Below are 14495 nucleotides of genomic sequence, written 5' to 3'. Positions count from 1 at the left end.
TTTGTGTATTAAAATCTTGAATGTTAACAATCGGCGCAGTGCTCCGATTGGATATGTTGGCTTGTCACTATGCAGTAGAATTCAGCAGTACGCATACTCCAGTAAACGATTTGGCATAGTATGATCAGAGATGGGTAAGCGATGGTGTTCCTCCTAGCCATATAACCTGTGCTGGTCATATTTAGCCTGATTGCTTTGAAACGATGCCTGTAACACCTCTGATATGTTCTGCGCTATAGCAGGAATGGTGATACGTTTTGTTGTACAATGTTTGTAATGTTATACAAAGCGTATCATTTAAAATGAACCCCTCACAACTAGATAAACTTAAAAAGTTATCAATGTTTACTACCTCAGATGCCGCGAAATTCAACATCACTCGTGCAGCGCTTTCTCGCGCCGTGGAAAAAGGCCATTTAGAAAAACTTCAGAGAGGGCTTTATGGATATGTAGGGCGAGAAGAGTCAGAAATGCAATCTTATGCGGAGGTTAGTGCTAGAGCGAAAAATAGCGTTATTTGCCTTTTGTCGGCTCTTAGATACCACGACCTCACCACCCAAGCGCCATTTCAGGTGTGGATCTGCATTAGTAAAAACGATAGAGCGCCTAGTATTGACTACCCAAACATACGAATTGTTCGCACCAGAGACATGGCCAATTTTGGAGTTGTCTCAAGACAAGTTGATGGTGTTCCTATTTTGGTGACTGATATTGAACGGACTATTGTTGATTGTTTTAAGTTCCGTAATAAAATCGGGATTGACGTTGCGATTGAAGCATTTGTGGAAGCAAAACGAGCTAATAAGCTCAATCACGATAAGCTCTGGGAATATGCCAAGTATTACCGAATGACTAATATCATGATGCCCTACCTTGAAGCGCTGAGTTGGAATTAATAAGCTCTTTTTTGCTTCTGAATGCTGATACTAAAATTCCCATGATTTTCACGCCTTTTTACACTTTTTTTTCATCAAGATATTGTCCTCTTTTCCTGTGAATAGGTGGTACATCTGCGCCAATAGGCAGTACTAGTGCGCCAATAGGCAGTGCTAGTGCGCCAATAGGCAGTACTAGTGTGCCAATAGGCAGTACAAGTGCACCAACAGGCAGTACTACTGCGCCAATAGGCAGTACTACTGCGCCAATAGGCAGTGCTAGTGCGCCAATAGGCAGTACTAGTGCACCAACAGGCAGTACTAGTGCGCCAATAGGCAGTACTAGTGCACCAATAGGCAGTATTAGTGCGCCAATAGGTATTGCAACTGTGCCTTTCTTAGTCTTTCATTTACTAGATTTTCACTGCAAAGTGGGCTAGGCGGTGGGGCTTGTAAGGGCATTTAGTCAATACGACAAGTTTCAGGCATTCCTAACCACATGTCCCGTGCTTTTTGGTTTTCTGTTCACCTTCGCCATAAACCTTAAGACTAATAGCATTAAAGGGCTAGGTGCTGGATTCTTCCTCTTGTTTTAGTCTAAAAAGAGGCCTCAATTTGCTTAGATCTACGATTGATGTAAGTGTAACGTGGGCAACTTAATGAAATGCAGGCAAGTCTAAATATCGAGTCGATAAATCTTTGTAGCGCTCTCAGTGGCATAGAAAAAACTCGCTTCACCCTGAGCGTTGTCGTTATAACTAAATCTCTGAATCGATGAGGCCTCTCACGCTTATTCCATTTTCTTTGTGCTCCCCCATATATCGCTTCGTCATCAAGCCAAAAGGTCAGAGAACCACGGTTAATGATTGGTTGTATTGCTTCCTGGTTGTTTTGTCACGAAGTTGAGGTATTGGGCTACGAGAGGGAGTGGACGGAAGTGAGCAGATAGTAGGTTCAGGATTTAGATCCATTAAATTACGCAACAAAGCAGCTACGCTATCAAAAATTAGTTCCAATTAATTTAAAATAAATTAGAACTACCATTAAATATATTGAAACATCGTGACTTAATATGATTAGATATTTTTAAATTTTCTTGTTTAGTGTGATTTCTTCGGTGTTTACACAATGTGAAATTATTTGTTAATGTAAATAAAAAAACAGGTTTAATTATGAATAATTATGTGTCTAGTCAGATGAAGGGATTTAAAAAAACTCAATTTCGTGGTCTTAGAAAACATCACGTAAGAACTATTGTAGATGACAAGAATGTCTATCCGGAGTTGAGTTGTGGAAATGTTCATATTCAAGAGGTTGTTTCGTTCGCTAATTGCGAGAAGAGAATGAAAAAATTGAAGGAATCTGCAGGAAAGCGTACTTGCAATATTGAATTCTCTAAAAATTCCAATGCCTTCGTTGATAATGTTGTTGTTCTTTCTCGAGACCAAGTTCTGGTTGTAAAGTCAAAATATCCATTCAATTGGAAAGAGAAAATTATAGATTGCTGTAAGAAATTGGCAAACTTTATTCATAAGAAATTTGGGCTTTTTCCAATGGCGATTGATCTTCATGTTGATGAGGGCCATTTTAAATCCGAAGAGTTCATTGAAAATTTTCACGTGCATATGACCTTCTTTAATTTTGATTTCGAAAAGTTGGTTCACCCTTTTCGCCTAATGGGTAAGGGAAATATGATGGAGCTTCAGGACCTTACAGGTAGAGCATTTTTTCAGTTAGGGTTTGTCCGTGGTAAATCCAAGGAGTTCACCAGTGCTGAACATAAGGAAAAATTAGAGTATTTAGAGGCCCTTGTTGAACGAAAGAAGATGGACTTAGAGTCTCTTGATGCTTCTTATAGCCAAGTTGAAAAAGAGTTAAGTGTTAAACAAACTGAGCTTTCAGACATAGAGTTAAAAATAATAGTTCAAGAGTCTAAATTTAGAAAAGAAGAATGTAGGTTAGTTTCACTAAAAGAAGAAGTAATGGTCGCTAAAGAAGATATTGTTAAGTCAAAAGAATACCTAAATAAAATAAATCGTGAAATAAATGAAAATGAATTAAATAAAAAATTAGAGAGTGAGATTGTTTATAATAAGAAGTTAGAAAGATCCAGAATGGAAAATGAATTAACTGTGATTGAAGGTGAACTGATAGAACTGAGAAAGGAATATAGAGAAGTAATTAGATCTAGTAACCCGACAGAAAGAGCTTTGCAGATTAAATTAGGTGTTGAATATGATAAAAATATAGAGTTGACCAAAAAGTTGGATGCTTATGAAGGAAGTGAAAAAGATAGTTTGGAGGATGGTAATAATAGGGAATGCACGAAGAGTATCGCACCGTAAATTAATGACTATTTAGTATAAAAAACGGCGTTGTTGCCTAAATTAGTTGAACCTTTTCCAAGTCCTGCGATCTGATCATTTGAAACGATTGGAATGGCGGTGATATGGGTAAATCAAACAATAAGATAACTAACTGGGCAGAGTACAATAAGGCCCTTTGTAAACGCGGTTCGGTTACATTCTGGATAGATGATTCAGCCGTAGATGCATGGCGATGCAAAACCCGTCATGGTAAGCGTGGGAGAGGCTTTCAGTACTCTGATACAGCGATTGAAACCGCCTTGATGATTAAGGGCATCTTCTCTCTTCCTTTACGTGCTCTTCAAGGCTTGATCGACTCTATTTTTGACCTATTAGATGTTCCACTAACGTCCCCTGACTACACCTGTATCAGGGGACGCTCGAAGACAGTTCAGGTCAAATATCGCAATAAATCGAGAGGGGCTATTCGCCATATAGCCATTGATTCTACTGGCCCTAAAGTCTTTGGAGAGGTGAGTGGAAAGTGAAAAAGCATGGTGCAGAAAAACGTAGGACATGGCGTAAACGGCATTTAGCTGTAGATGTGGATACTCACGAAGTGATGAGTGCGGAAGTCAGTCTTGTAAATGTAGGCGATAGTGAAGTGCTACCGACGTTACTCAACCCACTACGTAGAAAGGTCGCTGCCGTATCCGCCGATGGAGCATATGACACAAAAAATTGCTACGAGACTCTGAAAAAAAAGGCTGTACTCCGTTAATACCGCCTCGAAAGAATGCAGCTCTTTGGGAAGACGGTCATCCCAGAAACAAAGCGGTAATGGCTCTGAGAGATGGAACAATATCGGAATGGAAAACAGAGTCTGGTTATCAATATCGTTCAATATCTGAGACTGCTATGTCCCGATATAAAGGACTAACAAGCTGTAAATTGAGCTTGAGATGTTACAACGCTCAAGTGGGTGAAATCATGGCGAATGTCAAAGCAATTAACAAAGTCATAGGACTAGGTATGCCCGTTAGAAGCTAACGGCTAGCTACATATGGTGTCGTTGATCTTCAAGCTGATTTGATCAACAACGCCATAAAAAACAGATTTCGTTCATGAGAGAGTAATTATTATTGTCTCTAAATGGGGATAAATCCACCAGCAATGCTGGTGGATGTAAATATACTAGTGCAGATAGGTTTGTTTTAAGTACAAGAAGCCTTTAGCCATCAATGACTTTGCTAATGATATCGACAGTAAACTGTGACTTTGAATCCATGTAGAACATCCTTAGCACCCTTTAAAGATTGTTCAAATACTTTAAAAAGAACGCTAATTTAGTCCCGTCATTTTCCCTCGGTAGTTAGTGTAACGACAAAGTCGCTTGGTGATCACAATGCCAGCACGATCACTGCTAGAGCGTTTATGTCGGGTGGACGACACTTGTTACCAAGTGCCGTCTCCCTTAGAACCCAGCGTGCAACTTTCACTGCACTAGGCTCAAGCCTCTATAAAGGCATCAAATGATACCCAGCAACTCATAAAGCAGATAGAGCAGGTTCAATCCAAGAATTACGAGCTGGCCTTTTGTGTTTCCTCTTTCCCAAGTATTCTTGGTATTGAGGGTCGAAAGGTGTCGCTGCGCTTCGGATCTTCACATGTCTTTCTATCGGCACTTTAGCTATTTGGAAAAGATTAAACTGGCAATCCATATCCTTTATCTTCTGCCAACCGTGAAACTGCCATTGGCCTCTTCGGTTGATGAAGTATTTTAAGGCGACCCAAGTTTTAAATTTTGTTGGATGTCGCCTTTTAGCCCAATGCCATAACGCATGAAATAGTTTGTGACCGACATAACTGAATACCTGTTTAGCTACGCAGTGGCGATAATAGTTCGACCACCCTCTAAGCTTTGGGTTAATCAATTTGATAAGGTCGTTCACCGGTAGGGTAACGTGCTTTTTGATGAGTCCGCGCAAGTTACTTAGGAACGTCAACGTGTTGGCCTTGCTCGGTTTGATGAGCAGTTTTCCTTTGTACTTCCTATGGTTGAACCCAAGGAAGTCAAAACCGTCGTTGATGTGAGTAATGTGCGTTTTCTCTTCGGATAACGTTAAGCCTCGTACCGCTAAAAAGTCAGCAATCAATGGTTTGATATCGTTCTCCAACACTTCCTTTGAAGCGCAGGTGACGACGAAATCGTCGGCATATCCAATAAAGTTAGCTCTTGCGCCTTTCTTAAGCGCGGTAGACTTAATGCGCTGTTCGAGACCCGATAACGTCATCAACATCAAGGTGGGGGATATAATCCCGCCTTGAGGCGTGCCTTCGTCGGTGTCGTAAAACAGCCCTTTGTCTACAAAGCCTGACTTAAGCCATTGCTCCAACATCCGTTTATCGATGGCGATGTTATCCATCAGCCACTGATGCCCGATTTTATCAAAGCAAGCTTTGATATCTCCTTCAAGAACCCATTTAGCAGATCGCTTTAGGGCCAAACATTTGAAACATTGACTGACAGCGTCAGCCGTGCTGCGATTTGGTCTAAAACCATAACTATTAGGGTCGGCAAGCGTTTCGGACACAGGTTCTAATGCTAGAAGATGAAGAGCTTGTTGGGCTCTGTCAATCATACGTGGAATACCCAGTGGTCTGAGCTTACCGTTCTTTTTGGGGATGTAGATACGCTTGAGTGGTTTCGCTTGATAAGCTTTCCGACTCAGTTGATTTACTGCTTTCATCCGACGCGTGTCTGTGTTCCAGACAACGCCGTCTATTCCTGGCGTTTTACTGCCTTTATTTTGAGAGACTCGCTTAACAGCAAGAAGTTTTGCTGAGAAAGAGTGAGTCAGTATCCACTGCAATGCTTTTGCTTTGCTGTGCTTACCGTCTCTAGTTGCCTTTGCGATACGCATTTGAAGCTTTAAGACGTTCGCCTCTGCGGCCTTCCAGTTAATGGATTGCCACTGTGCACTGTCAGAAGATGCACTAATCTCATTCGAAACCATCATTTGCTTTTCTTCCTTAATAAAGTTCCTCAAACTTTCTCGCAACGAGAGACCAGTTGGAAGTGGGCTCACTTTCGTGACCAGACACAAGTCTGTATCTGCATCGTTACAATGCAGCATTCGCTTTTTCCAACCTCCTCTACCCGCATCACTATCGGCCACTTAGGCTTTCCCAGAGGGAGTGATACGGGCTTACCGTGTTCCGTATGTTGCGCAGTGTCAGTGTAGATGCCCGCTATAGTGCGGAGAGTTCGACGATCACGAAAGAGCATGGGGCAATCCCTTTCCGACTCTCGTGCCTTTTGGCCACAGCGTATTAACCACTTCCGCTGTTTCATAACATAACGCACCTTATGCGGATTCACTTATGTTCATCATGCTGACTACCTAGCACTCACCCGATTGTGGTTATCAGGAGGATCGTCCTCTCACGATTTTGATCCCGATTGGTCTATAACCAACCTTCGTTACATTGTCAGGCTCGCTACTTTATTCAGAGCCTTAGGTTCATCTGGTGATACAGATGGTTCACACATTAAGCGGTGAACAGCGCTTCATACGACTTCACGTCGCACGCCCCGAAGTTTGTTACGCTTCCAAACACGTCACAGATAATTAGCTAGTTTTGATTTACAAAAAATAATGTGTGGCAATGACCCCATTTCCTTCATTGACTCGAGAAAGGCTCTCCTATTAAGTCACTCGATTTAGATGAATGACAAACAACGTTTTGCTCATCTCTTAGAAACCAAGAAATCCATTTTCGCTTCGAGTTTAAAACGAAGCCCTCCTCAAAGCTAATTCCATTGATAATCAACCCGTCGATATTTTCATCATACGCTTTAGTGGTGAAAAGCCATTCTTCACTATTTATTCGCTTTCCTTGAAGAAGAGCGTCATTGAGGCGTTGGCTCATAACGACGATGGCTAGACCTTCAGTTTCACTGATACCAAAATCTGGCTCAGAGATACGACCGACAGCAACTGGTACCTTTAAAGTGCACTCCTTTCCATCTTGAAGAGTAAATGAGTAGATTGCATCTCCTATTCGACCGTTAAGCCAAAGGAGTTGTCCTTGAGTCATGTTGTCGACAGACAGAGTTCCAAAACCACCTGTGGGAGATATAGTTTCGGCCCAGCTATATGTTGAAACAAAGACCGATAAAAACAAATGTAGAATGGCTACTTTTTTCATGCTGAAGCCTCCACGTCGAAGTTAGTATTGGTCGATTGAGCTAACAAATATATTAACCAAAACGGTCCTACTATCGGTGTGAAAAAGACCAGTACCCAATAACTAGATTTGTTGATATCGTGCAGTCTACGAACAATTACTGAAAGCATAGGGATGAAACTTACAACGCTATAAATCGTGTCGAACCATGTTGTCATATTCATAGCAATATCTGCCGCAATGCATCCCATCGCTACTAATGTGTGTACTAAAAGAAACATCCAACATTCTTTGCGGGACGAACAACCAGAAAAGTCTAAACTTCGCTTCCAAGCTAAAAAATAGTATTTCATAAATGCCACCTCAAAATTTGACTGATGGTGATATTTTGCCTCGGAACAAGTGGTGTGTACGTCTCAAAACAGGTTTTAGGTCGTTCTTAAACCTGTTCTGGTCTATATTGCGTTTTCAATTGTATTTCATAGAGTTATCCTTGATATTCACTGAAAGTGAGAACTCATTTATCCATCTAGGACTTGCTATGCTTGCGATACCCGTCCCGTTCGTTGTTTCCATGTTACTTGGACTACTAGCGATATCACTTTATGCCAAGCTTTCCCAGCAGGGTAAAGTCGCTAGCATGTTTTTAGGATTATGTGCTATGACGACCGCAATGGTTGGTTTACGCTGGACATTTGGATTTAGCATTTTCAGCATCGCGCAACCTATTCTGGCCTCCATAATTCCTGTTGCTGCGTGGTATGCGTTTGCACATGCCAATCGTGATTTAGGCACCTTGCCTATTAAGCATTTTGTTGCGCCATTATTCGTCGTAATTAGCGCTGTATCTCAACCTTGGTTGGCACTTCCATTAGATGTACTACTTACTTTAATTTACGCTTGCTATGGAGTGGCACTAATTCGCTTTTCGTCAAGAGAAACAGCACTGATTAATGTCTCGTTAGGGAATTGGGAAGGAGTAAAGAAAGCGGAGAATATTGCAGGATGGATGCTGATATTTTCAGCGTGTATAGACACGCTCATGTCGTTAGATTTTACTTTTAATCAAGGTGGATTTTCACTGTACATCATTACTGCAGCACATTTGATTCTTCTACCCGTGTTATCGATAGCTGTAGTTGTCGTGGGTATTAATACGCCTGTTTCAGATGAGTTAAAATCTAAACAAATCAGTCACAATGACGAGACAAGCAGCTCCCAGGTAATGACCAGTGAGAGGGCTCACGAGATCACTTCTCTGTTAGACTCCAAAATCCGACAAGACAGACTTTACTTAGACCCTGAGCTAACCCTTTCAAAACTGACACGAAAGTTAGGCATACCAGCAAAACAAATTTCAATTGCAGTTAATCAGGTACACGAACAGAATATTTCTAAGATCATAAATGGGTATCGCATAGAACATGCCAAGCACTCCTTGGATTTGTCACAAGATACTATTACGCAAATATTCATGAATTCTGGTTTTCAGACCAAGTCTAACTTTAATCGTGAGTTTTCAAGAGTCGTGGGAATGACCCCAAGTGAATACCGTAAAAGTAACGCTCAACAGTCTAAGTAAGATTCACTATTAATATTGAATATCTAAGAGCCAACTTTGCCGTACATGAAGTAATTCATAATTTGCTAAATTAGCAGGTTCGCTAACTTGGAAATGTCCAAAACCTTCACAGGTTGAATTTTTACCTGTGGCACTTTCTAGCTCGAAAGTGTCGGGTGGACGACACTTGTTACCAAGTGCCGTCTCCCTTAGAACCCAGCGTGCAACTTTCACTGCACTAGGCTCAAGCCTCTACAAAGGCATCAAATGATACCCAGCAACTCATAAAGCAGATAGAGCAGGTTCAATCCAAGAATTACGAGCTGGCCTTTTGTGTTTCCTCTTTCCCAAGTATTCTTGGTATTGAGGGTCGAAAGGTGTCGCTGCGCTTCGGATCTTCACATGTCTTTCTATCGGCACTTTAGCTATTTGGAAAAGATTAAACTGGCAATCCATATCCTTTATCTTCTGCCAACCGTGAAACTGCCATTGGCCTCTTCGGTTGATGAAGTATTTTAAGGCGACCCAAGTTTTAGATTTTGTTGGATGTCGCCTTTTAGCCCAATGCCATAACGCATGAAATAGTTTGTGACCGACATAACTGAATACCTGTTTAGCTACGCAGTGGCGATAATAGTTCGACCACCCTCTAAGCTTTGGGTTAATCAATTTGATAAGGTCGTTCACCGGTAGGGTAACGTGCTTTTTGATGAGTCCGCGCAAGTTACTTAGGAACGTCAACGTGTTGGCCTTGCTCGGTTTGATGAGCAGTTTTCCTTTGTACTTCCTATGGTTGAACCCAAGGAAGTCAAAACCGTCGTTGATGTGAGTAATGTGCGTTTTCTCTTCGGATAACGTTAAGCCTCGTACCGCTAAAAAGTCAGCAATCAATGGTTTGATATCGTTCTCCAACACTTCCTTTGAAGCGCAGGTGACGACGAAATCGTCGGCATATCCAATAAAGTTAGCTCTTGCGCCTTTCTTAAGCGCGGTAGACTTAATGCGCTGTTCGAGACCCGATAACGTCATCAACATCAAGGTGGGGGATATAATCCCGCCTTGAGGCGTGCCTTCGTCGGTGTCGTAAAACAGCCCTTTGTCTACAAAGCCTGACTTAAGCCATTGCTCCAACATCCGTTTATCGATGGCGATGTTATCCATCAGCCACTGATGCCCGATTTTATCAAAGCAAGCTTTGATATCTCCTTCAAGAACCCATTTAGCAGATCGCTTTAGGGCCAAACATTTGAAACATTGACTGACAGCGTCAGCCGTGCTGCGATTTGGTCTAAAACCATAACTATTAGGGTCGGCAAGCGTTTCGGACACAGGTTCTAATGCTAGAAGATGAAGAGCTTGTTGGGCTCTGTCAATCATACGTGGAATACCCAGTGGTCTGAGCTTACCGTTCTTTTTGGGGATGTAGATACGCTTGAGTGGTTTCGCTTGATAAGCTTTCCGACTCAGTTGATTTACTGCTTTCATCCGACGCGTGTCTGTGTTCCAGACAACGCCGTCTATTCCTGGCGTTTTACTGCCTTTATTTTGAGAGACTCGCTTAACAGCAAGAAGTTTTGCTGAGAAAGAGTGAGTCAGTATCCACTGCAATGCTTTTGCTTTGCTGTGCTTACCGTCTCTAGTTGCCTTTGCGATACGCATTTGAAGCTTTAAGACGTTCGCCTCTGCGGCCTTCCAGTTAATGGATTGCCACTGTGCACTGTCAGAAGATGCACTAATCTCATTCGAAACCATCATTTGCTTTTCTTCCTTAATAAAGTTCCTCAAACTTTCTCGCAACGAGAGACCAGTTGGAAGTGGGCTCACTTTCGTGACCAGACACAAGTCTGTATCTGCATCGTTACAATGCAGCATTCGCTTTTTCCAACCTCCTCTACCCGCATCACTATCGGCCACTTAGGCTTTCCCAGAGGGAGTGATACGGGCTTACCGTGTTCCGTATGTTGCGCAGTGTCAGTGTAGATGCCCGCTATAGTGCGGAGAGTTCGACGATCACGAAAGAGCATGGGGCAATCCCTTTCCGACTCTCGTGCCTTTTGGCCACAGCGTATTAACCACTTCCGCTGTTTCATAACATAACGCACCTTATGCGGATTCACTTATGTTCATCATGCTGACTACCTAGCACTCACCCGATTGTGGTTATCAGGAGGATCGTCCTCTCACGATTTTGATCCCGATTGGTCTATAACCAACCTTCGTTACATTGTCAGGCTCGCTACTTTATTCAGAGCCTTAGGTTCATCTGGTGATACAGATGGTTCACACATTAAGCGGTGAACAGCGCTTCATACGACTTCACGTCGCACGCCCCAAAGCTTGTTAGAGCAAATACTCATTCACATCGAATTAATGTGATTTTGGATTAGTTTACCTATTGATTCAATCTGACTCAGGCTTGCTCATAATGTGGACTTTTATGTCCACAATTCTGGCAGCAATTCAATCACTTTACTTTTTGATATAGAGTGTAAGCTGTTGTTTTAATTCGTCATACAACTGTTCCTGTACTTTTTCTAACTTATATTGATTACGATCGAGGCACAACCTAAGTTTTCCAAGGACCGGCAAACCATCCAACTTACTAATAGTATCCGGGTGACTGAAAGAAGAGCGAACCGTAACTCCTAAGCCGGCATCAACAGCGCTCCATAAGTTACTCAGACTTCGGCCAACAAAGGTAATTTTCCATGGAATCCCCTCGCGATCTAATGCTGCTATGGCTTGTTGTCTGATAATGCAAGAACCATCAAGCATGACTAGTGGTACAGGTTTAGAAATATTAATGGATTCTTTAAGATATTTATTTGCTGGCCCATACCAGTACAGTGGTAATTCTGCCAGAAGTTCACTATATGGCGCCGATTTTTCACCTCTCCATCCCAATGAAAAGTCTAACTCACCAGATTGAATGCCATCCATCAACTCCTGATGGCGCCCAACAATGGATTGCAATTGTAAATTTGGATGTGAACGAGAGAATACACCTAGCAACTGAGGCAATAGTACGTCACTAAAATCTTCTTGTAGGCCAAAAACCACTTTCCCCGTCAATGAATTTTCCACTAACTGGTTTAGAGCTTCGTCATTTAACTGAAGCATGCGACGGGCATAAGCCAGAATAATTTCACCTGCTTCTGTCGGCTCTAGATGGCGGCCGATTTTGGTCACTAATGAGGTGTTGCACTGCTGTTCGAGCTTTTTTAACTGGGCACTGGCCGCAGAGGGTGAGCGATTAAGTCGTTCAGCTGCAGTTGCAAAGCTTCCTAACTCAATTCCTAAGACAAAACATCGTAAGGCATCTAAATCCAGACTCCGCATGTTCAACTATCCCGAAAATCAAAACTGTATATCAAAATAGTTTTGATTTTTTATATTAAAAAATCAACTTATTCTTTTCCAGTAGACGAAAAAACAGGGGAAATATATGGATACAAAAGAACAACACTTAATGAAACTGTTTGCTGAAATTGCTCCACAATTTCATAAAGTTATGGAAGATATCTTATTTGGACAGATATGGCGTGATGAGAGTCTGAGCACTCGTGATAGAAGTCTGATAACCATCACCGCATTAGTGGTCTTAAATCGTGTGGAACAACTACCGGGTCATTTAGCTCGGGCATTAAGTAACGGACTGACAGTAAAAGAACTGAGCGCAACAATGACTCATCTTGCTTTTTATGCCGGTTGGCCTGTAACGGCTTCTGCACTTGAGCGGTTAGATGAAATGGACCACGAGGGGAATGACTAATGCCAATGACACGAATTTCTATAGGTAATGAGTTATTTGAAAACTATAAGCATCAAATATCACATATTCTCCAGCAATGTTTAGAAGCTTATTTTGCAGTACCGAATGGAGACTGTTTTCAAATATTCGACATTCATGCCCCACAGCAAAAGGTTTTTAATTCGAATTATCCAAATCTGGCTCAAAGTCGTAGTGAATCTGGAATTTTGTTTCACATATTCGCTGGAAAATCACGTGACCATGAACAAAAGCGAGCCTTGTACAAAGCGTTGTGTGAGCAACTTCAGGCCCAAACCCCCATTCGTAAAGAAGATATCATGATCATTGTTCAATTCAATGGCCCAGAAGACTGGTCTTTTTCCTCTGGTCAGTCATGGAAAGATGAAATTGAGATAATACAATGATAGCAATGCAATATAAAATCGTTCTCCCGTCTGATTATCCTATGGAAACAATAGAAGCTCGTATCAAGGAAAAAGGTCACTTATTAGATGGGTTCCCAGGTTTAATTTTTAAAGCCTATCTTTATTCGCGTAAAGACGCGAAAAATTATGAAAATCAGATGAATAGTTACGCCCCGTTTTATGTTTGGAGAGATCATCACGCAATGGTCTTATTTCTCCAAAGTGATGGATTCAAAGCTCTTTGCGAACAATTCGGTCGCCCAAAGGTTGATATTTGGTTCGTTGACGACGAGCCAAACGTTCCTGATTCGCACCATTCTCTTGCGTGTATTCATAATAAAGTCAACCAACATACAGATGTACACGGCTTAGATTATATCTCGTGGGAAACGCTCGGTTTAACGTGGTTGAGTAGCTCAGAAGGTATTGATGATAGTAGCGGTGAAGTTTACTCTGTGGGATATGTTGCTCATGGTCAAAATAATATTGAGTAATGAGATGCGTTAGGTTCACTAACATAATTAAGTGTGTTTTGACCTAAGCCAAAACTCACTTTTGTCCACTGACGTTGCAGAGCTTCCTAAACCCTACTAAATGTGACTGCCAAACTTCATGTTGACCAAAAACACAGAGAGGAGGTCATCATGAGAAGGTTATCTTCTGGAAAATGCAGTGGCATCAAAAGGCCATTTAAGCTTGAAGAGATCTGGCGGATCAGAACTAGGCTGGAGATTGAAAATGATCTGATGCAGCTCGCACTACTGAACCTAGCTATAGATAGCAAGTTAAGAGCAAGTGATTTACTAAAGCTACACGTTTACGATGTTTCTTCGCAAGGAGTTATCTATGAAAGGGTTCAGTGCATCCAGCAAAAAACTGGCACTGATGTCCACTATGAGATTACTCCAAGAACACAGCAAAGTATTAGCCGATGGATTTTTTCAGCATCGCTAGAGGCAAGCAGTTTTCTATTCCCGAGTAGCCGACGCTTTGGGCAACCTATCAGCTACTCATTCTATCGTTCAATTATCAGGAACTGGGCTGCAAAACTGGGACTGAATGCTAACTATTACGGCACTCATTCCATGCGCCGCACCAAAGCCACGTTAATATATGCCAGAACAAAAAACATCAGGGCCGTACAGATTTTACTTGGACATTCGAAGCTAGATAACACAATTCGATACCTTGGCGTTGAGCTAGAAGACGCTCTGAGGTTGTCTGAGAAAACAGACTGCTGACAGGAGCTGAAACAGGCTTTTCTTCTGAAAAGCCTGCCCCAAAGTGTGTTTAGAGCGCATGAAGCTATCATGAGAACTATTTGGGCAACAGATTGTTGGACAATTTATGTTTTACAGAAAAATCTGTATTGAGGGATGTAGGTAC

General features: G+C 41.8%; 12 protein-coding genes and 2 pseudogenes. 8 read left to right on the top strand and 6 right to left on the bottom strand.

Features of this window, described 5'->3' with window-relative positions; translation table 11 throughout:
• Window positions 1-257: 257 nt before the first annotated feature.
• The gene (locus tag OCV52_RS11300; RefSeq protein ID WP_233090394.1) at window positions 258-896 is read left to right on the top strand and encodes a type IV toxin-antitoxin system AbiEi family antitoxin domain-containing protein; all 639 of its coding nucleotides are present in this window, start codon (window positions 258-260) and stop codon (window positions 894-896) included.
• A gap of 473 nt (window positions 897-1369) precedes the next feature.
• Here the strand turns inward: OCV52_RS11300 and OCV52_RS11295 are convergent.
• Window positions 1370-1786, bottom strand: a pseudogene (locus OCV52_RS11295) (transposase); the annotation flags it as partial.
• A 219-nt stretch (window positions 1787-2005) separates the two neighbouring features.
• Here OCV52_RS11295 and OCV52_RS11290 point away from each other — a divergent pair.
• Together OCV52_RS11290 and OCV52_RS11285 are read left to right on the top strand one after the other, a co-directional pair.
• Window positions 2006-3220, top strand: coding sequence for a hypothetical protein (locus OCV52_RS11290; RefSeq protein WP_137407927.1), 1215 nt, complete (start codon window positions 2006-2008; stop codon window positions 3218-3220).
• A 104-nt stretch (window positions 3221-3324) separates the two neighbouring features.
• Window positions 3325-4231: pseudogene (locus OCV52_RS11285) on the top strand (IS5 family transposase).
• 497 nt (window positions 4232-4728) lie between these two features.
• On the opposite strand, the gene ltrA (OCV52_RS11280) reads toward OCV52_RS11285, so the two are convergent.
• The 3 genes from ltrA (OCV52_RS11280) to OCV52_RS11270 form a co-directional block, all read right to left on the bottom strand.
• A complete protein-coding gene (gene ltrA / locus OCV52_RS11280; RefSeq protein WP_137407923.1) occupies window positions 4729-6201 on the bottom strand; it encodes a group II intron reverse transcriptase/maturase in 1473 nt (490 codons plus the stop codon).
• A gap of 664 nt (window positions 6202-6865) precedes the next feature.
• Window positions 6866-7393, bottom strand: a complete 528-nt coding sequence (locus tag OCV52_RS11275; RefSeq protein ID WP_137407926.1) for a hypothetical protein — start codon at window positions 7391-7393, stop codon at window positions 6866-6868.
• Window positions 7390-7653, bottom strand: coding sequence for a DUF805 domain-containing protein (locus tag OCV52_RS11270; RefSeq protein WP_233090616.1), 264 nt, complete (start codon window positions 7651-7653; stop codon window positions 7390-7392). Before OCV52_RS11270 ends, OCV52_RS11275 begins: the two co-directional genes overlap by 4 nt.
• A 260-nt stretch (window positions 7654-7913) precedes the next feature.
• Between OCV52_RS11270 and OCV52_RS11265 the strand changes: the two genes are divergently transcribed.
• Complete coding sequence (locus tag OCV52_RS11265; protein ID WP_137407924.1) at window positions 7914-8954, top strand: helix-turn-helix domain-containing protein; 1041 nt, start codon at window positions 7914-7916, stop codon at window positions 8952-8954.
• A gap of 261 nt (window positions 8955-9215) precedes the next feature.
• Here the strand turns inward: OCV52_RS11265 and ltrA (OCV52_RS11260) are convergent, their stop codons facing one another.
• Both ltrA (OCV52_RS11260) and OCV52_RS11255 read right to left on the bottom strand, forming a co-directional pair.
• The gene (gene ltrA / locus OCV52_RS11260) at window positions 9216-10688 is read right to left on the bottom strand and encodes a group II intron reverse transcriptase/maturase (protein WP_150897813.1); all 1473 of its coding nucleotides are present in this window, start codon (window positions 10686-10688) and stop codon (window positions 9216-9218) included.
• Window positions 10689-11402: 714 nt separating this feature from the next.
• The gene (locus OCV52_RS11255) at window positions 11403-12272 is read right to left on the bottom strand and encodes a LysR substrate-binding domain-containing protein (RefSeq protein WP_102424724.1); all 870 of its coding nucleotides are present in this window, start codon (window positions 12270-12272) and stop codon (window positions 11403-11405) included.
• A 106-nt stretch (window positions 12273-12378) separates the two neighbouring features.
• Between OCV52_RS11255 and OCV52_RS11250 the strand changes: the two genes are divergently transcribed.
• The 4 genes from OCV52_RS11250 (at window position 12379) to OCV52_RS11235 (ending at window position 14350) form a co-directional block, all read left to right on the top strand.
• Window positions 12379-12705 carry a carboxymuconolactone decarboxylase family protein gene (locus tag OCV52_RS11250; protein ID WP_137407922.1) on the top strand — a complete coding sequence of 109 codons (327 nt, stop codon included), beginning with the start codon at window positions 12379-12381 and terminating at the stop codon, window positions 12703-12705.
• The gene (locus OCV52_RS11245) at window positions 12705-13109 is read left to right on the top strand and encodes a tautomerase family protein (RefSeq protein WP_137407921.1); all 405 of its coding nucleotides are present in this window, start codon (window positions 12705-12707) and stop codon (window positions 13107-13109) included. Before OCV52_RS11250 ends, OCV52_RS11245 begins: the two co-directional genes overlap by 1 nt.
• Entirely contained in the window at window positions 13106-13603 is a 498-nt protein-coding gene (locus OCV52_RS11240; protein ID WP_102424722.1) for a DUF4865 family protein, read from the top strand. The genes OCV52_RS11245 and OCV52_RS11240 overlap by 4 nt, the downstream gene beginning before the upstream one ends.
• Before the next feature lie 150 nt (window positions 13604-13753).
• A complete protein-coding gene (locus tag OCV52_RS11235) occupies window positions 13754-14350 on the top strand; it encodes a tyrosine-type recombinase/integrase (protein ID WP_102424721.1) in 597 nt (198 codons plus the stop codon).
• Window positions 14351-14495: the final 145 nt, after the last annotated feature.

The sequence above is a fragment of the Vibrio chagasii genome (assembly GCF_024347355.1).
GTDB classification, from domain to species: Bacteria; Pseudomonadota; Gammaproteobacteria; order Enterobacterales; family Vibrionaceae; genus Vibrio; species Vibrio chagasii.
This window is presented reverse-complemented; position numbering and strand designations above follow the sequence as displayed.